The organism is Bacillus thuringiensis (genome assembly GCF_001595725.1).
In the GTDB taxonomy this organism is placed as follows: Bacteria; Bacillota; Bacilli; order Bacillales; family Bacillaceae_G; genus Bacillus_A; species Bacillus_A thuringiensis_K.
On the sequence record NZ_CP014282.1, the window covers coordinates 4123446 to 4142769 of the forward strand.

Consider the following 19324-nt stretch of genomic DNA (forward strand, 5'->3'; position numbering starts at 1 on the left):
ACTCCTACCTTTCTAAAAAGAAAACCTCCGCACTCCGGAGGGTTCTCTACTTCTCTAACGTATTACGAATTTGTTCCATTCGCATTTTTCCCCAATCATACATCATTTCAACGATCGGTAAAAGTGACATGCCTAGTTCCGTCATATAATACTCAACGCGAGGAGGAATTTCGGGATATACTGTCCGATCAACAATCCCATCTTCCATTAACTCTTTTAATTGGTTCGACAAAACTTTATGAGAAATGCTTGGGAATAACCGTTGTAATTCACTGAAACGATGCGGCCCTTCCACACCAAGATGCCACAGTATCACAACTTTCCACTTTCCACTAATAATAGAAAGCGTCAATTCCTTTTCACAATTAAAATTACCATTTTGTATTTTATCTTGAATATCTTTTCGAATATTTTCGGACATTAACAGTCTCCTAACTCTATATGAACTAAAAAGCTCTCTCATTATTGTAAATGAGAGCTGCTCAGATGTCTAAAAAGTAATTATACAGAAAAAAGAAGCCGCACAAACGACTTCTTTTTTATTTCAAATATTAGTTGTCATCCATTTTCAGTACAGCCATGAATGCCTCTTGTGGTACTTCTACAGAACCAACAGACTTCATACGTTTTTTACCTTCTTTTTGCTTATCAAGAAGTTTACGCTTACGAGAAATGTCACCGCCGTAACATTTTGCAAGTACGTTTTTACGCATCGCTTTAATTGTAGAACGTGCTACAACTTTATTTCCGATAGTCGCTTGAATTGGCACTTCGAACTGTTGTCTCGGAATTAATTCTTTTAATTTCTCTACGATTACTTTACCACGGTCATACGCTGAATCACGGTGTACGATAAATGATAAAGCATCCACTTGTTCATTATTTAAAAGAATATCCATTTTCACAAGTTTAGATGGTTTATAGCCAATTAACTCGTAGTCAAATGATGCATACCCTTTCGTATTTGATTTCAATTGATCGAAGAAGTCATATACGATTTCTGATAACGGGATTTCATATGTTAATGTAACACGCGTTTCATCTAAATATTGCATATCAATAAACGTTCCACGTTTACCTTGGCAAATCTCCATTACAGCTCCAACATAGTCATTCGGAACCATAATTGAAGCCTTCACAAACGGCTCTTCTACACGATCGATAGACTGTGGATCTGGCATATTAGATGGGTTATCAACAATAACATCTTCACCGTTAGTTAAATAAACTTTATAAATAACGCTTGGCGCTGTTGTAATTAAGTCAATCTTAAATTCACGTTCAATACGTTCTTGAATGATTTCCATGTGAAGAAGTCCTAAGAAACCACAACGGAAACCAAATCCTAGCGCTTGAGATGTTTCTGGTTCAAACTCAAGAGCAGAATCGTTTAACTCTAATTTTTCTAATGCATCACGTAAATCGTTATAACGAGCAGAGTCAATTGGATACAGACCACAGAATACCATCGGGTTTAACTTACGGTAACCTGCTAACGGCTCTGCAGCTGGACGTTTCGCATGTGTAATCGTATCACCAACGCGTGTGTCACCAACATTTTTAATCGATGCTGCTAAGAAACCTACATCACCTACTGTTAACTCGTCACGTTGTGTAGTTTTCGGTGTAAATACACCTACTTCTGTTACTTCAAATTCCTTACCCGTTGCCATCATACGTACTTTATCGCCAACTTTTACTGTTCCATTTACAACACGGATATAAGCAATTACACCGCGGTACGGATCATATAAAGAGTCGAAAATCATACATTGTAACGGCTCTTCTGAATCACCCGCCGGAGCTGGTACTTTTTCAACAATTTGCTCTAAAATTTCTTCAATACCAATTCCAGCTTTCGCAGAAGCAAGTACCGCTTCTGATGCATCTAAACCAATTACGTCTTCCACCTCTTGACGTACACGTTCCGGATCCGCACTTGGTAAGTCGATTTTATTAATAACTGGTAAAATTTCTAAATTATTATCAAGCGCTAAGTATACGTTTGCTAACGTTTGCGCTTCAATACCTTGCGCTGCATCTACTACAAGAATCGCGCCTTCACAAGCCGCTAAACTACGTGATACTTCGTACGTAAAGTCGACGTGTCCTGGTGTATCAATTAAATGAAGAATATACTCTTCACCATCTTTTGCTTTATAGTTTAATTGTACTGCGTTTAATTTGATTGTAATACCACGCTCACGCTCTAAATCCATAGAGTCAAGCAACTGAGCTTTCATTTCGCGTTGTGTTAACGCGTTTGTTTTCTCTAAAATACGGTCTGCTAACGTTGATTTTCCGTGGTCAATATGAGCAATAATAGAGAAATTACGAATTTTGGACTGTCTTTTTGCTCTTTCTTCTTTATTCATCTATGTTCTCAACTCCTAATAGTCTCGCCAATATACACTAGCACTGATTATATCAATAGAGCAACAAAGATTCAATGAAAACTCGTGCTGCTTACGATACAAATCATTCTATCTATATCTTATGCGAATAAACCATAAGAGACAAACCCTTTTCAAATTTTAAAACGGCTGTCTTACAAATCAGTAAAACAACCTTCTCCCATGTTACTCTTAGCTAAAAATTTCTTTTATTTTCCCAACAACTATATCCGTTCCGAACTTCGTCATTTCATAAGCTACACTTGCTACAGCCATCCCAATTCCTTCTACAACATTAAAACTTCTTAAACGTTCTAATTGTTGTTGTTTTTCTGAGGCCGAAAACGAGCTACCCAAAATTTCTGATTCAGCACCTGTACTTTCTGTCCCTGTCATATGAGCGATTTGTTCATATGACAATTGCTGATAGCCTTTCATACTTTTCAAACCATGATTAGCAAGTGCCACTCCTGCTATCATCATAAGTAAACATAAAGCTACACTACATATACACAAAAGCGTAAAGCGACTCAAACGATAATCATCTGTTCCCCTCAATGTGTATATGCTCCCGTATTATCTTGATCAATTTGATGATGCAGCGCCGCATTTAAACCACTCGCTATTACATTCGCCATATCCTCAATAAAAGTATCTACTTCTTTTGGGGTTACCATTAAATTATGACCAAGAGGAGATAGCACCTCATAAATCAGCCTTCTTTTTTCTTCTTCTTCTAACGTACCAACAGCACCTAAAAACATATTTCTGCTCTTTTCATCCGGCATATCTTCTTCTGTTAATTTTTTCTTTTCTCCAAATGAAAATCCCGCTGGTAACAAAGATCGTGAAGGTTTATTTCCTTCTTTCATCTCCCGGCCAAAATGTTTCAAAATAAAATCAATCGTATCACTTGTAATCGAAACAGCATCGACCACAGTCGGAACACCAATTGCGATAACAGGGATACCTAATGTTTCTTTACTTAGTTCTTTACGTTTATTCCCAACCCCCGATCCGGGATGAATTCCAGTATCAGAAATTTGTATCGTGCTATTTACTCGTTCAATAGAACGGGCAGCTAATGCGTCAATCGCAATTACAAAGTCCGGGTTCGTCTTCTCAATAATCCCATAAATAACATCGCTCGTTTCGATCCCTGTAATCCCCATTACCCCCGGCCGAATTGCACTAACAGGCCTAAACCCTTCTTCTACACTTTCAGGCTGTAATTGAAACAAATGTCTCGTTACTAATACATTTTCTACAACTATCGGTCCAAGAGCATCTGGTGTTACATTCCAATTCCCAAGACCTACAATTAAACAGCTTGCTTCTTTTGTAACGCCAATCTCTTCTAAGAAATAAGAAAATTCTTTTGCAAAAATACGCTCCACTTTTTGTTGAAGTTCTGTATCTTGCTGACGTATACCTTGAACTTCAAGCGTTAAATAATTTCCAGGCTTTTTACCCATCGCTTCAGAGGCAGCCTCATCAATTGTTACTTTTGTAATTATAGTACCTTCTTCTTCCCTCTCTTTTACAATAACTCCCTGTATCCCTTTTTGTTCTTCTTGGCTTTCTTGCAACATTTGATGAGCTTCTACAGCTAGGTCAGTTCTAATGCTATATTTACTTAAATCTAATGGTTCTTTCATCGTATCTCCTCCGTAATTCATAGTAAATATCGTTAGATTTCCCAAAGTTATATAAGGTCATTCTTTCCTTTACGTGAAATTTCATGGATATACTATTGCAATTCTCTTCACCGTTTGATAGAATATCACTTGTTCTATGTAAGAATCGAGTCATTCGATTGCACCAGGGAGGTGAAAAGTATGGCAAACATCAAATCTGCTATCAAACGCGCTAAACTTAGCGAAGAGCGTCGTGCACATAACGCTTCTATCAAGTCTGACATGCGTTCTGCTGTTAAAACTGTAGAAGCTTTAGTTACTAATAACGATCTTGAAAATGCTAAAGAAGCTTTCAAAACTGCTTCTAAAAAACTTGACAAAGCAGCTCGCAAAGGTCTTATCCACCAAAACGCTGCAGCTCGTCAAAAATCTCGCTTAGCGAAACAAGTAAACGCGTAAGGCGTTTAAAAAACGATCCATTTGGATCGTTTTTTTATATACAAAAAAGTTCATATACTTAGTACATGAACTTTTTTGTGTCATCACATATGATTTAATCGCATTAAGAAAAACTCGAGCACAAGCTTCTTATCCATCTTTCCCGTCTTCATACTATAATCAGCTTCCGCTAATTCTATAATCACTTTTTTTAATTCTTCAAAAGAGAAAAACTTCGTTTGATTCATTGCCAACTTTACACGATACGGATGTACACCAATATGAGATGCAATTTGATTTTGGCCATAACCACGTTGCTGTAGCTCTTTCACTTGATGGAGCAAGCGGAATTGACTCACTAATAACGCAAGCAATTTAATCGGTTCTTCCTGCTGCGTAAATAATCCATCCAAAATTTGCATTGCACCTGCAATATCTTTTTTCACCACTTTTTCTGTCAAAGCAAATACATTTTGCTCAACTGATTTTGGCACAAGCTCTGCAACAAGTTTCGTCGTAATCTCTCCGCCCATACCAACGTATAACGTTAACTTGTCCATTTCCTTCGCCAACATTGTTACATTACTCCCCACAAGCTCTAGCAACAAACTAACAGCCGCGTTATCAATATGCACATGTACTTCATCTGCACGAGCAACAATCCACTTCTGAACATCCTGCACTTGCATCGCATTTGCTTCTACTACATCTGCTGTTTTCTTTAATAGTTTTGTAATTTTTTTTCGCTCATCAAGTTTTTCGTAAGGCGCAACAAAAACAAGAATAGAAAATGGGGAAGGTTCACCAATGTATTCTTCTAAAATTTTTATATTTTGCTCTAACTTTTCTTTTTGCGAAGTCAAAAATAGCGGTGACTTTATTAACAGTACTTTCCGTTCTCCGAAGAAAGGAAGCGTACGCGCATCCTCAACCACATCTTCTAAATACGCTTCTTCTAAATCATATGTCACAACATTAAACTCTCGATCTTCTTCTTCAAGTGCTTCTGTCGTAATAAGCTTTATCGTTTCATTTATAAAAAAAGCTTCCGTTCCATATAGTAAATATAACGGAGCAAACTGTTTCTTTTTAATTTTTTTATGTATATCACTCATACTTTTTCCTACTCCCTAACTTGGCAATATATATTTATACTAATGCCCTAGCTTTTGTTTTACAAGTACAAAGGAACAGGCTTTATAACCCGTCCCTTTATTTATATTAAACGCCACGCAATAAGCCCCGGGTTTCTTATTGGTGTGCGGTAATCACCTTCCCTTTATTATTCACAATAAAAATTTGAGTATAAGTGCCAACTGTTAACATGCTTGGAAACGAAAAACTCACATTACTTCATGATTTAAAAGTAACAAAAAAGCTCGTTTTCTCTTCATATGGAAATTGTAGATTTTTTTCTGACAATATTTTATACTAAAGTGGAATGTTGGGGAGGGATTCTAAATGAATGATTTTGAACAAAACGTTCAAAGTAAACGCAATGACGCTATTGATTCAGGGGTAGGATTTATCGTCTCATTTGGTTTTTTCGCAACACTTTTCATCATTGCAACTGTTATTAAATTTATCGGTTCTTAAAGACTGCCACTTCATGGCAGTCTTCTCTTTTTCATCTATTATGTGTTTTATCATATGTGATTTTACTTTTAAAGGTTCCATTTTTCCCTTTAAAAACATAGGAAATAGCACCTTGCTCGTCCGTGCGCCATATCGCACTCCCCATCTTCTCAAAACGCTCTATCACTTCTTTATGCGGGTGTCCATACCTATTCTGCTTACCAACAGATATAATCGCTACACGAGGCTGTATGACGTTCAAAAAAGGCTCTATAGATGACGTATTACTCCCATGATGAGCAACTTTTAAAACATCTACTCGTAAATTTGGATATGCCTCTACTAAAATCTTCTCCCCGTCTTCTTCCAAATCGCCTGTAAATAGCCACTTCAGCCCTCCAAATTTTGCCCATATTACAATTGAAGCGTTATTTTCGCTTTTTTCTTTTCCTTTTGGAGCTAAAACGAAAAATTCTGCTTCATTTACACTCCAATTCTCCCCTTCCCCCACTTCAGTTATTTTCATTTCCTTTTCTAATGCCTGTTTCTTTACTACTTTTTCTAATACTGCATCTTTTCCCTTCCGGCCAAATACCACTTCTTTTACAGGTATATATGATAATAATTCTTGCGCAGCACCTATATGATCTGCATCTCCATGCGTTACGATTAATTTATCAATTGTTTTAATACCTTCTTTTTGTAAATAGGGTATTAAAATATCATTCCCAACAGAAAATTCATGCTTTTTTTGCTGCCATTCTTCCTTATTCACACGAAGCGTTCCACCTGTATCAATAAGATAAATTCCTTTATCATACGGAAGGCGAATTAATATTGCATCACCTTGTCCAACATCAATAAATGTTACACTTCCGCTTCCTCTAAAATATGGATATACATAATGACATGTGCTAATAAAAAGAAATACACTGGCAACTATACAAACTATTTTTTTCGGCGCTCTCCTTTCCCAAACCATCAATATACTGACAATACTCGCGCAATATACAGCTACAAGATTGAAGGGCGTTTTCCCGAAAATAAGCTGGGTAAATGGTAAACTTTCACAATAACTTAGAAAATCATTAGACATACTCAAGCCTATTGATAATATATCCGCAAATTCTTTTGCGAGAAACGGGACAATTGGCATACACAGTAAAATAATAATGCTACATGGTAATACAATGATAGATAAAAACGGAACGTATAAGAGATTGAGGAGAATGCTATATGGAGAAAAATAACCAAAGTGATATAACAAAATCGGAGTACTAACGAGCTGTGAAATGATAGAAATATAAATAGAATTTCGGATTACTCCGTTGCTACTCCCTAACAATAACGGAGCAGACAAAAGTAAAGCGAAGCTACCTACAAAAGAAAACTGAAATCCAATATTAAAAACAAGATAAGGGTCATATATAAGCATACATATAGCTGTTACACTTAAAGCATCTAAACTAGATAAACGAATCGAGCACATAAAAGCAATCAACATCAAAACTCCTGTTATAGAAGCTCTTATAACAGAGGGTGACGCCCCTGCTAAAACCATATACAAAGGAATACAAACGATAAGGCAAATTGTTGCTACCTCCCTTGTCACACCGCTTCTTAGCAAAATAAAATATACTATCACCATTAACAATACAATGTGCGAACCTGAAATTGCTAACAAATGTACAAGACCAAATTGTTGATATTGCTCTTCCACTTCAAACGTCATTTGTTGTCTATCACCAAATAGTAATGCATTCATAAAAGCACCTGATTGCTCTGGAAACATTTCTGTAACTTTCGAGATTGCTTGTTGCCTCAAAAGAAGAATCCATTGCGTGAGCGATAGTGATGTTTTATAGCATTCAGAAATATATGTAGCCTCAAATGTGAAATAAATATGTTGTTTGTATAAATAATCACGGTAATTAAAACCATGAAAATTCCGAGCTGTTTCCGGTTCTTTCCTCTCACCCTCGAATACACATGATATCCCTATGTATAATTGTTGCATTTTTTTCTTTTCCAAGGCTGATTTGATTCTATAACTTAACTGCACTATATTTTTATTCTGATCTTCAAATTGAAAAGATAGGCGATCCCCATTAACAAGCGGTGTATTTTGTATAACCCCTCTTGTAACTCCATAGGACTCCCCTAGAGGCTTATTCCACGTTTGAACATAGGAAGTGTATATAGCGCTACTAAAGCACGCTACAATACAAAAAATGAAGGTTTTACGCGAAGTGCGATATAAACAGAAGAAAACATTTAAAAAGAGGCAAAAAACTATCAATAAAAGTGACGAGGAAAAGGCAATTGCAACCCCTATTATAAACGAGATTGCAACATACCCCCATTGTTCCTGCAACTTATACTCACTCCTTATAGCATCATTTTTGCTTTCGTGAATACATGCTGTAATTCTTCCATTGATAAATTATCTTTTTCTAAAGGCGCAAATAATTCTTTTAACTCCTTATAACGTTTTTGCTCCTCTAATGCAGCAATATCATATTCTAGCGGAACGTGCTTCACTGTTACATTCGCTTGTTCGAATAATTCTATGGCGTATGGATGATTTTTATAATCCTGCGCATAATAAACCGCTGTAATACCACTTTGAATAATTGCCTTACAACATTGTAAACAAGGGAAATGCGTAACGTAAATTTCTGCTTCCTCTGTTTTCGCACCAAACTTGGCACATTGTAATAAAGCATTCATTTCGGCATGAATTGTCCGAACACAATGATTATCGATTACGTAACAACCATCATCTATACAATGTACACCACCTTTAATTGAACCATTATATCCACCCGCAATAATTCGTTTATCGCGAACGATTGTTGCTCCTACCGCAAGCCTTGTACATGTACTACGCAACGATAGTAGATGGCTTTGCGTCATAAAATATTGATCCCATGAAATTCGTTCCATATTTTCACCTACTTTTTTGTCTACTTGTAGTGTAGCGAAAGAAGAAAAACTTCGTCAATCTTTTACGGAATAATAATTTGATCTTTTATCTTTTCAAGAGATTTCGCACCAATCCCATCAATCTCTAATAAATCTTCTATTTTCTGAAACGGACCATGCTCTTCTCGATATTTCAAAATACTTTCTGCCTTTCTAGAGCCAATCCCTGTAATTTTTTCTAATTGCTCTTTCGCCGCTGTATTTATTCGAATCTTGCCATCTTCCTTAGAAGAAGTAAGCATCCCTTGTTCTGACTCATTTTTACTCGGTATATAAAGAAGCATTTGATCTTGTACAATTTGTGCTAAATTCACTTTTTTCATATCTACCTCTGATAAAAAACCACCAGCCTTTTGAACCGCATCCTTTACGCGATCTCCTTCCTCCATTTCATATACCCCTTCTTTATTAACCGCTCCTTTCACATCAATTATAATTGTTCTTTTCTGTTCCTTTGTATCCGACATTTTCGGTTTACTCTTTTTTTCTATATCCTTCTCTTGTACATTCATTGTAATAGGCGTTCGTTCTACAATCTGATTCGTTTTCCAAAAAACAAGAAAAAGTAAAGTTCCAATAATAGCTACTAAACCTAACCACTTTTTCGGAAAATCCCACATCATTTTACACCTCTAATCATAAATTTATAACATCATTCATATTGTTTAGGAGAAAGCTGTTACGAAGGAGGGATGAAACTTTGAACATAGGAATTATAGGGACAGGAAACATGGGGAATATACTAATCGATGCATTTTTAGAAACCCGTGCTGTCAAACCTTCGTGCCTTACAATCATTAATCGGACGCCTGCCAAAGCATATCATATAAAAGAAAAATACCCTTCTGTTCATATAGCAAAAACTATCCCGGAAATAATCGAACAATCACAACTGATCTTTATTTGTGTTAAGCCGATAGATATATACCCTATCCTAAAAAAATACACTGAACATTTTTCTGATGACACGTGCTTAGTTTCTATTACAAGTCCAATATCTCCATCACAATTAGAGACTCTCGTACCTTGCCACGTCGCGCGTATCATTCCAAGTATCACAAATCGCGCGCTCTCTGGCGCCTCACTATTTACATTTGGAGATAATTGCTCTGAAGAATGGCAACAAAAACTACTTCGTCTATTCAAAAATATTTCGACACCTCTTGTAATAGAAGAAGATATAACGCGCGTTTCATCTGATATAGCAAGTTGCGGTCCTGCTTTCTTTAGTTATTTACTACAATGCTTCATTAACGCTGCTGTAGATAAAACAAATATTACACACGAAGAGGCTACTACTTTAGTAAGTGAAATGGTCGTGGGAATGGGGAAATTACTTGAAAAAGAAATCTTCACATTACCTACCTTACAAGAAAAGGTTTGCGTGAAAGGCGGCGTTACTGGGGAAGGCATCCGGGTTTTAGAAGAACACGTTGGAGATATGTTCCATAAGTTAATTGAGCGAACACATGAAAAATTTGATGAAGATTTAGAATGCGTTGATCAGCAATTCAATAAACACACATAATAAATACGTCATTTTCATTCCAAATCCTTTTTATAAATACTTACTTTTTTACAATACATTTTCACTTCAACTACTATTCCCACACTTTACGCATACAATCTTCAGATTATGCTAGAACTAAAAATACATCTTCTTTATAAAACAAAAGCAACCTTCTCGGTTGCTTTTGTTTTATCCGTTTTTCTTCGCCATGAAGAAAATACGCTCTGTTTGTTCTGTAACTTCAAGTCGCTCAAAATCACCTGTTACACGAAGCACTGTAAAACCTGCTTCTTCAAGCCATTTCGTTAACTCTTCCACTTGATATGCACGTTGCACGTGACATTCGTCAAACCGATGGTACACATCTTCTTCCGGATCTTGAACAAAGAATGTTAAATCATGCTCTACACTATTTGATTCTTCACCAGGGAAGCAATTCCAAATAAGAGATATTTCTTCTCCATTTACTGTATACGTTTCATTTTGAAATACATGATGTATTTTATATAAAGAATGTACATCAAATAAAAACAAACCATCTTGACGTAAATGGTGAGATACTCTTCTAAATGTTTCTTGTACTCCATCTTCTTGCAATACATAATTTAATGAATCACAAAAGATGGTTACACAATCAAACTCACCTGGAACATCAAGCTCGCGCATATCTTGTTGATAAAAAGGAATAAAGTATCCCTCTCCTCCTAGTTTTTGCTGAGCGACTGTTAACATTTCTTCTGAAAGATCGACACCTATTAAATCGTAACCCTTTTGCACAAGCGGAAGGGTTACATTACCCGTACCGCATGCTACATCAAGAATTTTTACCTCTTTCATATCTGCCTGCTGTAAACTTTCCTCTGTAAATTCCACCCATTTATCATAAGGGACATCATTCATTAGTTCGTCGTACAACAATGCAAATTGTTCGTATTTCATTGGCCTAACTCTTCTGTAATATCTTCACGTGGCACGTCGCCCCATAGACGCTCTAAATTATAGTGATTACGCTCATCTTTATGGAATACATGAGCAACTACATCTCCAAGATCAACTAATACCCAACGTGCTTCGTCAAATCCTTCCATACGTTGTACGTCGATTTGGAACTCATGTGCTTTTGATTTAATTTCACGTGCAATTGCTTGCACTTGTTTATCTGAATTACCGTGACAAATAATGAAATAATCTGCAATTGGTGAAATACCTTGCATATTTAGGACAACCATATCTTCTGCTCTCTTATCATCAGCTGCTTTTGCCGCTAATACTAATAAATCTTTATCGTTCATTTACTCATTTCCTCCTTGATAACTGCATTGTATGTTTGGAATGTTAATGGATAAATCGTCTGATCTTTTTCCATTAAAAATTGAATTGTTCTCTTTAACGCAAATAATAAAGCTTGATTTATATCCGTATATGCGAGTTTGCGAGCCTCTTCCACTCCTGGAAACTTTCGCCCCGGTTCAATGTAATCAGCTACATAAATCACTTTATCTAACATCGTCATGTTCTCATGACCACTTGTATGATATGTAATAGCTTGCAAAATTTCAGAATCCGTAATGCCTACTTCTTTTTCTACTAAGTATGCCCCAACAGGTGCATGCCATAACTCTTTGTTATAGCAAAGTAAATCTTTCGGCAAATCTTCACGTTTAATAATCTCTTCCATCTCTGAAATTGCTCTACATTTCGCATAATCATGGAATATAGCTGCCATCTCTGCTTTTTTCTCGTCCACACCGTATAACTTAGCAAGCTCAATCGCTGTCTCCATTACACCAATTGTGTGTATATAACGTTTTTCATGCATTTGTTGTTTGACAATATGCAGTGCATTCTCACGATTCATACAACCCATTCCTCTCGATATATACCTGTACTTTTTCAGGAAGTAAATATTTACATGTTTTTTTCTCCTTATATCTCTCACGTAATAAGGATGAAGAAACTGCAAATTCCGGAATTTCCACTGTAGTAATCTTATATGGTGTATGCAATGTATACCCAGGTCTTGCAACTCCAACAAACGTTACAAGATTAAGTAAAGCTTCAATGTTATACCACTTCGGTAAATACTCAACCATATCCCCACCAATAATAAAGTGAAACTGCACATCCGGATACTTCTTCGTCAATTGTAACATAGTGTCATACGTATAAGATGGGCCCTTCCTACTTAGCTCTTCTAAACAAATAGAAAAGTGTTCTTCTGCCTCAGTCGCGAGCTCTAACATATGTAAACGACTTTCCACACTTGTAATATTCCGCCCTTGTTTATGTGGCGGAATCTGGTTTGGCAAGAACCATACTTCTTCCAAGTTCAAAGCGTGATATACTTCATTTGCAATTAGCAAATGTCCATAGTGAGGCGGATCAAATGTACCGCCAATGATGCCAATTTTCCTCAAAAGAAACGCCCCTTCCTTTTACATACAGCAACTCTCCTCGGTTAGGAATGAAGAGAGTTGCTATTAATAAAAGTTCAATTGGTTTCGCTCTGTACATCATTACGCATCAGCAATAAAAATAGCGCATGCTAGTCTTTTTATCGAGGAAGCTTAATTTGTTTATTTTCTCTTGATTCTTTGTATAAAACGATTGTGCTTCCAATTACTTGAACGATTTCAGCACGTGCACCTTTTGCAAGTTCTTCTGCAACCTCACGGCGATCGAATTCACAGTTCTGTAGCACACTTACTTTAAATAGCTCACGAGCTTCTAAAGTATCTGCGATTTGTTTAATCATATTTTCATTTACTCCGCCTTTTCCTACTTGAAAAATTGGTGTTAAATGATGTGCTTGTGCACGTAAAAATCTTTTTTGTTTTCCTGTTAACATATATGTTAGCCTCCAAGCTTTCTTATAACTAATTGTTTCATTCGTTCGATATTTGGCGCGTGGCCTGTCCACATTTCAAACGCAAGTGCACCTTGATAAACAAACATATCAATACCATTTTGAATGATTGCACCTTGCTCTTTCGCCTCGCATAAAATTTTCGTTTCAAATGGGTTATAAATTATATCTGATACAATCGTCCCTTTTTTTAACGAAGAAATTTGTAACGGCGTATGTTCAACGCGTGGATGCATACCTATCGTTGTCGTCTGAATGATAATATCATAATTCCCTTGCTCTTCTGTTGCTTTTTCTAAAGATAAAGGAACAGAATGAACAGTAGCCGTACATGCAGCAATAAGTTCTTTCGCCTTATCTACTGTACGATTGGCTACATCAATCTCTTTCACACCTACATCGGCAAGAGAAAAATAAATCGCTCGACTAGCACCACCTGCGCCAAGCAATAAAATACGTTTCTCTTGAAGTGGTTCACTACTAACGGACTGCAATGCTCGGACAAAACCAATTCCATCTGTATTGTAGCCAATCAACTTTCCACCCTTATGAACCACTGTATTTACCGCACCAATTTGTTTTGCTAGCGGGTCAATCTCATCCAAATAATCCATAATCGCAACTTTGTGCGGAGTTGTTACATTAAATCCTGAAATACCTAATGCTTTTAAACCTCTTACTGCTTCCCCTAGCTCTTCCTCTTTAACAAGAAAGGCATGATAATGGGCATCCATATTCAAGTGTTCAAATGCATCGTTATGCATAACGGGTGATAGTGAATGTCCAATTGGATTTCCGATTACACCATATAATTGTTTCATAAATCCCTCTCCATATTAAATTAAAGATTTACGCAATGAAACACTTACTCCTTTTGGTACGTGTGCAACAATTTTTGCTCCCGGTTCGTTCACAGTAACCCATCCTAATCCAGAGAATACAACATCCGTTTTTGGTTCACGAATATTAAACTCGTATTTCACTAGCTCTGGCATATTTTCTAATTCTTCTGGTGTTGGCGGGCTTAGTAAATCTCCAGCATGATTTTTATATAATTCATCTGCTTTCTCAAGCTTTGTACGATGGATTGTTAAACGATTCGAGAAGTGACAAGTAAATGCACGACGACCGCCACTTACATAATCAAAACGTGCCAGTCCACTAAAGAACAATGTTTGTTCTTCATTTAATTGGAACACCATCGGCTTAATTTCTTTTGTTGGTGTAATAAGCTTTAAGCTTTGTTTTCCAACATAGTGAGCCATTTGATGGTGGTTAATAATACCTGGCGTATCATATAAAGAAGATTCTTCATCTAACGGGATATCAATTAAATCAAGTGTTGTTCCTGGGAAATGAGATGTTGTAATTACATTTTCAGTCTCATCACTAAATTCTTTAATCATACGATTAATAAATGTCGATTTCCCTACATTCGTACATCCAACAACATAAACATCTTTGCCGCCGCGATAATACTCAATAGCCTCTGCTAGTTCAGCAATTCCTTGTCCCTTCGCTGCACTAATTAAAAAGACATCTTCTGGTTTTAATCCTAGCTGCTTTGCACTATAGCGCATCCAATGCTTTACTTTATCATGTTTTACTGACTTTGGAATTAAATCAGCTTTATTTCCAACAAGTAATACTTTATTATTTCCTACGAAACGATGTAAGCCAGGTAACCAGCTACCATTAAAATCAAAAATATCTACAATTTTGACTACTAATGCATCTGATTTTCCAATTCCATTTAAAATGCGTAGGAAGTCATCATCTGTTAACGATACATCTTGAATTTCGTTATAATGTTTCAAGCGAAAACAGCGTTGGCAAATGACTTGTTCTTTTTCTAAAGATGAGGCAGGAGCATACCCCACTTCGTTTTTATTTTCTGTTTGAATTTCTACACCGCAACCAATACATTTAATTGTTTCAGTCAAACTTTATTCCTCCCAGTTAATTAAACCTTTTTTCTTCATATTTTTCATAATTCTTCGTTCGATTTTTCGATTAAAGCGCGTTACTAATCCGTCCGTTTGTGCCACCGGTACAACTAAAATTGTATGAAGGCCTACTCGGTTTCCACCAAGCACGTCAGTCAGTAACTGATCTCCAATTACTACAACTTCATCTGGCTGCAAACGCATCTCTTGTATCGCACGCTTAAATGCGCGAACAAATGGTTTACGTGCACTATGAATAAATGGAATACCTAATGGATCAGCAAAATCTTTCACACGTTGCTCATTATTATTTGAAACGACCGTTACTTGGATGCCTTGCTCTTTCATCTCCAAGAACCATTTTTCAAGTTGCGGCGTTGCATTAGGACGATCCCATTCAATTAAAGTGTTATCTAAGTCAGTAATAACGCCTTTAATCCCACGTTTTTTTAAATCTTCTGGTTGAACATGATATACATTTTTTACATATTCATTTGGTAAAAATAGTTTCAATTTCTTTCACCTCTTTGAGGATTTTTCATAAAATTTTTCGACAACATTTTTCGATATATAACCTGTGGATAAAATTGTACACATTTTCCACATTAATCTTTCAGTTAATTTGGAATTTACTAACAAACTATACACACTTTATCCACCTAGGTATGTGGATAACCACTCGTTTGTGGCTGTCATATTTTTTTGGTACATTAAATGCATCAACGAATCAATCCTTATATTATTAGGAGGTGACTCACCTTGAAAACAAAACATATGGAACAGTTATCCACTGAGTTACTCACTGAGTCTTATTATAAAGCAAAAGAACTAAAATTAAATCCCGACTTCATTTTACTTATAAAACAAGAAATCATTAGACGCTCATTAGAGGACAAGCTTGTCAAATCATCTTGATTACATATAGAGTGAAAGTTTAATCAGCCCGTACCAATTAAACAGTTAAAGGATACATTATTGGATGCCCTGTAAAAAGAGCCATCCTACGATGGCTCTCGAATAAACAAGTACTCCCATCTAGGGGATTTCATCATTAAGTATCTTTGCCCATAACTCTTACTTACGGTTATAAAAGCTTTTCTTTATTTATGAGCTAAGCGAGTAGCTATTTTTTCACCAAGACGAAGCTCTTGTCCACTCTTTAATTCCTGCACTACTTCTATCATATCTTTTTCAAACAATAACACAACTGTTGAACCAAATGTAAAGTATGCCATTTCTTCACCTTTTTGAACAGTGTCTCTCTCATGCAAAAGCTCAATACTATTAACAAACATGGCACCTACTTTTACAAGAGCCATATGCTCGCCATCACTGCTTACTTCTGTAACAGAACGATAATTTTTTGACAGTGGTTCTTTCCCGTATTCCATACCAGCTGCATTTACCGGATATGATTTTCTACCGAGTACAAATCTTTCAGTCACAGAACCAGAAAGCGGACTATGAATACGATGATAATGACTTGGGCTTAAATAAATAACCATATATGTACCACCTGCATATCGCTGTGCACGTTCTTCATTACCTAGCATATCCACAATCGAATAACGCTTTCCTTTAATATCAAATGTTTTTGTATCCTCAATAGGACCATGATCTGCAAAAACACCATCAACAGGACTAACGATACTCGATGCATCTGCATCAATACTACGCTTTCCTTCTTTTAGCTTACGCGTAAATAATTCATGCAATGTTCTATATTCCTTCAAACCCTTTTCCATCTCATCTTGATTAATTTGAAAAACTTTCGCATACGATGGAATAATGATAGAGCTCAAACGAGATTGTGCAAATTTACGTAATATATAAGAAGTAAAGCGACCATTTGTAAGTTCTATCATAAGTCGATATAATGTACGTCGCAAATTGCGAAACCCCCTAATCAGTCTATAACTTTAGTTTTCCCTTCTTTTCTTTCTATATCATATGTAAAATTGGTTCTTATTCCCACATATCATATAAAGCAGCCTTATTATACATACAGAAAACTAAGTATGGTATTATTCTTAAATTATTTAGCACCTTCTAATATTACAGATAGAATCCGTCATTTTCAACAGTGAACATGTATTTCTTCTTAGCATAACGCGTTTTCTTTTCTTATTTACAATAAGAAAAGCAGCCCATTTTAAAATATGGCTGCTTCTAATACACTTTACTCTTTCGCTTTTTTCTCTTTCTCTGCCCTTACAAACTCGTGGAACATTTTCATTAAAGCACGCTTTTCGATCCGTGATACGTAGCTTCTAGAAATACCAAGTGCCTTAGCGATTTCCCGCTGTGTTTTCTCCTTATCTAGCCCAAGTCCAAAACGTTTCACAATCACTTCTTTTTCTCTTTCGTCTAAAATATCGATATACTCTTTAATTTTTTCTAACTCCATACTAAGCTGAATCATGTCAATTACATCTTCAGACTCTGATTTTAATATATCAATAAGCGATATTTCATTGCCCTCTTTATCTTGCCCGATCGGATCATGAAGTGAAACATCTTTTTTCGTTTTCTTTAGTACACGTAAATGCATCAAAATTTCATTTTCAATACAGCGTGCTGCATACGTCGCAAGCTTCGTTCCCTTTCCTGCAGAATAGCTCTCGATCGCTTTAATGAGCCCGATCGTACCAATTGAAATTAAATCTTCTGCATCTTCTCCTGTGTTCTCAAATTTTTTAACGATATGAGCTACAAGCCGTAAATTATGTTCAATTAAAAGATTTCTCGCTTGAGCATCACCTTGCTCCATTAACTCTAAGTACTTTCTCTCATCATCTGATGATAACGGCTGCGGGAACGCATTATTCTTTACATAAGAAACAAAGACAAACACTTCTCGAACCATGTATCCAATTGCGGCGAATAGACTCAAACCTTTCACCTCCGCCAAAATAGTGGTCTTTATTATGTGTATGTGGGCGTGAGGTTGTTTGTGTCTGTACAGTTTATTTATAAAACTCAACACTTCCAACATTTAAAATATTTTATCGTTATATTATAATTAAATAAAATTGTTATTTATATGAATATGCTATTAAAGGGGACACTATTCATGATTACATTAGATCGATTATTAAATGTAACAATTTATTTAGGGGTATTTTTACTTTTCATTTCGTTCATTACTTTTGTTATTAAAAGAGGGCCTGATTTATTATTTTTTCAATTTGGAATTTCTTTATTTTTTGGAGCTCAAATTATAACTGGAATAAATTTTTTTCATAACTATGGTTTCTCGTTTCACTCAAAACTAGAACTACTTATCTTTATTTTCTATGTAATTGGAATTATTACATGTATACTACTGTTCTTTCACTTTCAAAATCCGTATCGAATTTTTTTATTAATTTGTAGTTTTTTATTTTTAACTGGTTCCAATTATTACTTTAAAGAAGCATTAAATTTTAGTAAAAAAATTCCAAATCAACATAAAACTTTTTTAAGTACACAAGAAGACTCTTTTCCAAAAGAAGTCCGTAAATTTTCAGAGGATTATAATAACATAATAAGGAATGATTTTTATGAAATACCGATGATTCCTACTGAATTACAGATTACAAGCAAAAAAGATTCTTCCCATAGTACATCTTTCTTAGTTGAACTTCATAATAGCGAGAATGAAATTACTGATGACTCTGTACAATTAACTCCATCAGACCGTTTTTATATACTGTTAAATACACAAAAAACAAAAATATCAAAAATAGTATATGAAGGGCAGAATTTTTTCACATTTACAGTCACACTAAAAGCTTTTAATTTACAGCAAGAACCAGAAATTCATAATATGTTTTTAGAAATAGATAAACGTAGAGCGATGAATCTTCTTAATTTTGAAATTAAAGCCCATACTAAAGAATGGAACGTAATATTTAAAAGTGATAATTCTTCTTCCCATCTTCCTATCACATTTACTTTTGAAAAACGAACAGGCAAAGTATAAAAATAAAAAG

23 protein-coding genes are annotated in these 19324 nt (G+C 35.7%); 5 read left to right on the forward strand and 18 right to left on the reverse strand.

All coding sequences use genetic code 11. From position 1 onward, the window contains the following. Positions 1 to 46 precede the first annotated feature (46 nt). From AXW78_RS20590 to gpr, 4 genes are all read right to left on the reverse strand, one after another. The gene (locus tag AXW78_RS20590; protein WP_001293539.1) at positions 47 to 421 is read right to left on the reverse strand and encodes a winged helix-turn-helix transcriptional regulator; all 375 of its coding nucleotides are present in this window, start codon (positions 419 to 421) and stop codon (positions 47 to 49) included. Positions 422 to 551: 130 nt separating this feature from the next. After that, the gene (lepA, locus tag AXW78_RS20595) at positions 552 to 2375 is read right to left on the reverse strand and encodes an elongation factor 4 (RefSeq protein ID WP_001030949.1); all 1824 of its coding nucleotides are present in this window, start codon (positions 2373 to 2375) and stop codon (positions 552 to 554) included. 210 nt (positions 2376 to 2585) lie between these two features. Then, positions 2586 to 2951, reverse strand: a complete 366-nt coding sequence (locus AXW78_RS20600) for a YqxA family protein (protein WP_001215036.1) — start codon at positions 2949 to 2951, stop codon at positions 2586 to 2588. Continuing rightward, positions 2948 to 4051, reverse strand: coding sequence for a GPR endopeptidase (gene gpr, locus AXW78_RS20605; RefSeq protein ID WP_061884582.1), 1104 nt, complete (start codon positions 4049 to 4051; stop codon positions 2948 to 2950). The genes AXW78_RS20600 and gpr overlap by 4 nt, the downstream gene beginning before the upstream one ends. Before the next feature lie 180 nt (positions 4052 to 4231). On the opposite strand from gpr, the gene rpsT reads away from it, so the two are divergent. After that, positions 4232 to 4489, forward strand: a complete 258-nt coding sequence (gene rpsT / locus AXW78_RS20610) for a 30S ribosomal protein S20 (protein ID WP_001274011.1) — start codon at positions 4232 to 4234, stop codon at positions 4487 to 4489. Between the two features lie 83 nt (positions 4490 to 4572). Here rpsT and holA read toward each other — a convergent pair whose 3' ends face one another. After that, positions 4573 to 5583: a DNA polymerase III subunit delta gene (gene holA / locus AXW78_RS20615; RefSeq protein ID WP_001279922.1), complete on the reverse strand. Its 1011-nt coding sequence runs from the start codon at positions 5581 to 5583 to the stop codon at positions 4573 to 4575. A 346-nt stretch (positions 5584 to 5929) separates the two neighbouring features. Between holA and AXW78_RS20620 the strand changes: the two genes are divergently transcribed. After that, positions 5930 to 6064: a YqzM family protein gene (locus tag AXW78_RS20620; protein WP_000997609.1), complete on the forward strand. Its 135-nt coding sequence runs from the start codon at positions 5930 to 5932 to the stop codon at positions 6062 to 6064. Between the two features lie 31 nt (positions 6065 to 6095). Here the strand turns inward: AXW78_RS20620 and AXW78_RS20625 are convergent, their stop codons facing one another. From AXW78_RS20625 to AXW78_RS20635, 3 genes are all read right to left on the reverse strand, one after another. After that, a complete protein-coding gene (locus tag AXW78_RS20625; RefSeq protein WP_061884583.1) occupies positions 6096 to 8417 on the reverse strand; it encodes a DNA internalization-related competence protein ComEC/Rec2 in 2322 nt (773 codons plus the stop codon). A 14-nt stretch (positions 8418 to 8431) separates the two neighbouring features. Beyond that, positions 8432 to 8989 (reverse strand): ComE operon protein 2, encoded by a 558-nt coding sequence (locus tag AXW78_RS20630; protein WP_000439771.1) that lies wholly within the window; start codon positions 8987 to 8989, stop codon positions 8432 to 8434. 62 nt (positions 8990 to 9051) lie between these two features. Then, positions 9052 to 9651, reverse strand: coding sequence for a helix-hairpin-helix domain-containing protein (locus tag AXW78_RS20635; RefSeq protein WP_061884584.1), 600 nt, complete (start codon positions 9649 to 9651; stop codon positions 9052 to 9054). Positions 9652 to 9728: 77 nt separating this feature from the next. On the opposite strand from AXW78_RS20635, the gene comER reads away from it, so the two are divergent. Continuing rightward, positions 9729 to 10556, forward strand: a complete 828-nt coding sequence (comER, locus tag AXW78_RS20640) for a late competence protein ComER (RefSeq protein WP_001020553.1) — start codon at positions 9729 to 9731, stop codon at positions 10554 to 10556. Positions 10557 to 10727: 171 nt separating this feature from the next. On the opposite strand, the gene AXW78_RS20645 is transcribed toward comER, so the two are convergent. The 8 genes from AXW78_RS20645 to AXW78_RS20680 form a co-directional block, all read right to left on the reverse strand. After that, positions 10728 to 11477, reverse strand: coding sequence for a class I SAM-dependent methyltransferase (locus tag AXW78_RS20645; protein ID WP_000873072.1), 750 nt, complete (start codon positions 11475 to 11477; stop codon positions 10728 to 10730). Then, a complete protein-coding gene (gene rsfS, locus AXW78_RS20650) occupies positions 11474 to 11830 on the reverse strand; it encodes a ribosome silencing factor (RefSeq protein WP_000998173.1) in 357 nt (118 codons plus the stop codon). Before rsfS ends, AXW78_RS20645 begins: the two co-directional genes overlap by 4 nt. Further along, the gene (gene yqeK, locus AXW78_RS20655) at positions 11827 to 12396 is read right to left on the reverse strand and encodes a bis(5'-nucleosyl)-tetraphosphatase (symmetrical) YqeK (protein ID WP_001078477.1); all 570 of its coding nucleotides are present in this window, start codon (positions 12394 to 12396) and stop codon (positions 11827 to 11829) included. The genes rsfS and yqeK overlap by 4 nt, the downstream gene beginning before the upstream one ends. Further along, the gene (gene nadD, locus AXW78_RS20660; RefSeq protein WP_001226048.1) at positions 12386 to 12955 is read right to left on the reverse strand and encodes a nicotinate-nucleotide adenylyltransferase; all 570 of its coding nucleotides are present in this window, start codon (positions 12953 to 12955) and stop codon (positions 12386 to 12388) included. The genes yqeK and nadD overlap by 11 nt, the downstream gene beginning before the upstream one ends. 137 nt (positions 12956 to 13092) lie before the next feature. Further along, on the reverse strand, positions 13093 to 13386 hold the full coding sequence (yhbY, locus tag AXW78_RS20665) for a ribosome assembly RNA-binding protein YhbY (protein ID WP_000955224.1): 294 nt from the start codon (positions 13384 to 13386) through the stop codon (positions 13093 to 13095). Between the two features lie 5 nt (positions 13387 to 13391). Next, positions 13392 to 14225, reverse strand: a complete 834-nt coding sequence (gene aroE / locus AXW78_RS20670; RefSeq protein ID WP_061884585.1) for a shikimate dehydrogenase — start codon at positions 14223 to 14225, stop codon at positions 13392 to 13394. A 15-nt stretch (positions 14226 to 14240) separates the two neighbouring features. After that, the gene (yqeH, locus tag AXW78_RS20675; RefSeq protein WP_000140801.1) at positions 14241 to 15347 is read right to left on the reverse strand and encodes a ribosome biogenesis GTPase YqeH; all 1107 of its coding nucleotides are present in this window, start codon (positions 15345 to 15347) and stop codon (positions 14241 to 14243) included. Between the two features lie 3 nt (positions 15348 to 15350). Continuing rightward, entirely contained in the window at positions 15351 to 15863 is a 513-nt protein-coding gene (locus AXW78_RS20680; protein WP_000765314.1) for a YqeG family HAD IIIA-type phosphatase, read from the reverse strand. A gap of 246 nt (positions 15864 to 16109) precedes the next feature. On the opposite strand from AXW78_RS20680, the gene AXW78_RS20685 reads away from it, so the two are divergent. Continuing rightward, the gene (locus AXW78_RS20685) at positions 16110 to 16265 is read left to right on the forward strand and encodes a sporulation histidine kinase inhibitor Sda (RefSeq protein ID WP_000850094.1); all 156 of its coding nucleotides are present in this window, start codon (positions 16110 to 16112) and stop codon (positions 16263 to 16265) included. Positions 16266 to 16450: 185 nt separating this feature from the next. Here AXW78_RS20685 and AXW78_RS20690 read toward each other — a convergent pair whose 3' ends face one another. Both AXW78_RS20690 and sigK read right to left on the reverse strand, forming a co-directional pair. Further along, positions 16451 to 17239 (reverse strand): phosphatidylserine decarboxylase, encoded by a 789-nt coding sequence (locus AXW78_RS20690; protein ID WP_001254988.1) that lies wholly within the window; start codon positions 17237 to 17239, stop codon positions 16451 to 16453. Between the two features lie 290 nt (positions 17240 to 17529). After that, positions 17530 to 18243 carry an RNA polymerase sporulation sigma factor SigK gene (sigK, locus tag AXW78_RS20695; protein WP_000051382.1) on the reverse strand — a complete coding sequence of 238 codons (714 nt, stop codon included), beginning with the start codon at positions 18241 to 18243 and terminating at the stop codon, positions 17530 to 17532. 150 nt (positions 18244 to 18393) lie between these two features. Here sigK and AXW78_RS20700 point away from each other — a divergent pair, with 150 nt between their 5' ends. Beyond that, positions 18394 to 19314, forward strand: a complete 921-nt coding sequence (locus tag AXW78_RS20700) for a hypothetical protein (protein WP_081113999.1) — start codon at positions 18394 to 18396, stop codon at positions 19312 to 19314. Positions 19315 to 19324 lie beyond the last annotated feature (10 nt).

Coding starts and splice junctions, on each gene's coding strand:
- holA (WP_001279922.1), bottom strand. CDS start 5,583: ATGAGTGATATACATAAAAAAATTAAAAAGAAACAGTTTGCTCCGTTA.
- AXW78_RS20590 (WP_001293539.1), bottom strand. CDS start 421: ATGTCCGAAAATATTCGAAAAGATATTCAAGATAAAATACAAAATGGT.
- rsfS (WP_000998173.1), bottom strand. CDS start 11,830: ATGAACGATAAAGATTTATTAGTATTAGCGGCAAAAGCAGCTGATGAT.
- rpsT (WP_001274011.1), top strand. CDS start 4,232: ATGGCAAACATCAAATCTGCTATCAAACGCGCTAAACTTAGCGAAGAG.
- AXW78_RS20700 (WP_081113999.1), top strand. CDS start 18,394: ATGAATATGCTATTAAAGGGGACACTATTCATGATTACATTAGATCGA.
- aroE (WP_061884585.1), bottom strand. CDS start 14,225: ATGAAACAATTATATGGTGTAATCGGAAATCCAATTGGACATTCACTA.
- AXW78_RS20620 (WP_000997609.1), top strand. CDS start 5,930: ATGAATGATTTTGAACAAAACGTTCAAAGTAAACGCAATGACGCTATT.
- yqeK (WP_001078477.1), bottom strand. CDS start 12,396: ATGAATCGTGAGAATGCACTGCATATTGTCAAACAACAAATGCATGAA.
- AXW78_RS20635 (WP_061884584.1), bottom strand. CDS start 9,651: ATGATGTGGGATTTTCCGAAAAAGTGGTTAGGTTTAGTAGCTATTATT.
- lepA (WP_001030949.1), bottom strand. CDS start 2,375: ATGAATAAAGAAGAAAGAGCAAAAAGACAGTCCAAAATTCGTAATTTC.
- yhbY (WP_000955224.1), bottom strand. CDS start 13,386: ATGTTAACAGGAAAACAAAAAAGATTTTTACGTGCACAAGCACATCAT.
- AXW78_RS20630 (WP_000439771.1), bottom strand. CDS start 8,989: ATGGAACGAATTTCATGGGATCAATATTTTATGACGCAAAGCCATCTA.
- AXW78_RS20645 (WP_000873072.1), bottom strand. CDS start 11,477: ATGAAATACGAACAATTTGCATTGTTGTACGACGAACTAATGAATGAT.
- gpr (WP_061884582.1), bottom strand. CDS start 4,051: ATGAAAGAACCATTAGATTTAAGTAAATATAGCATTAGAACTGACCTA.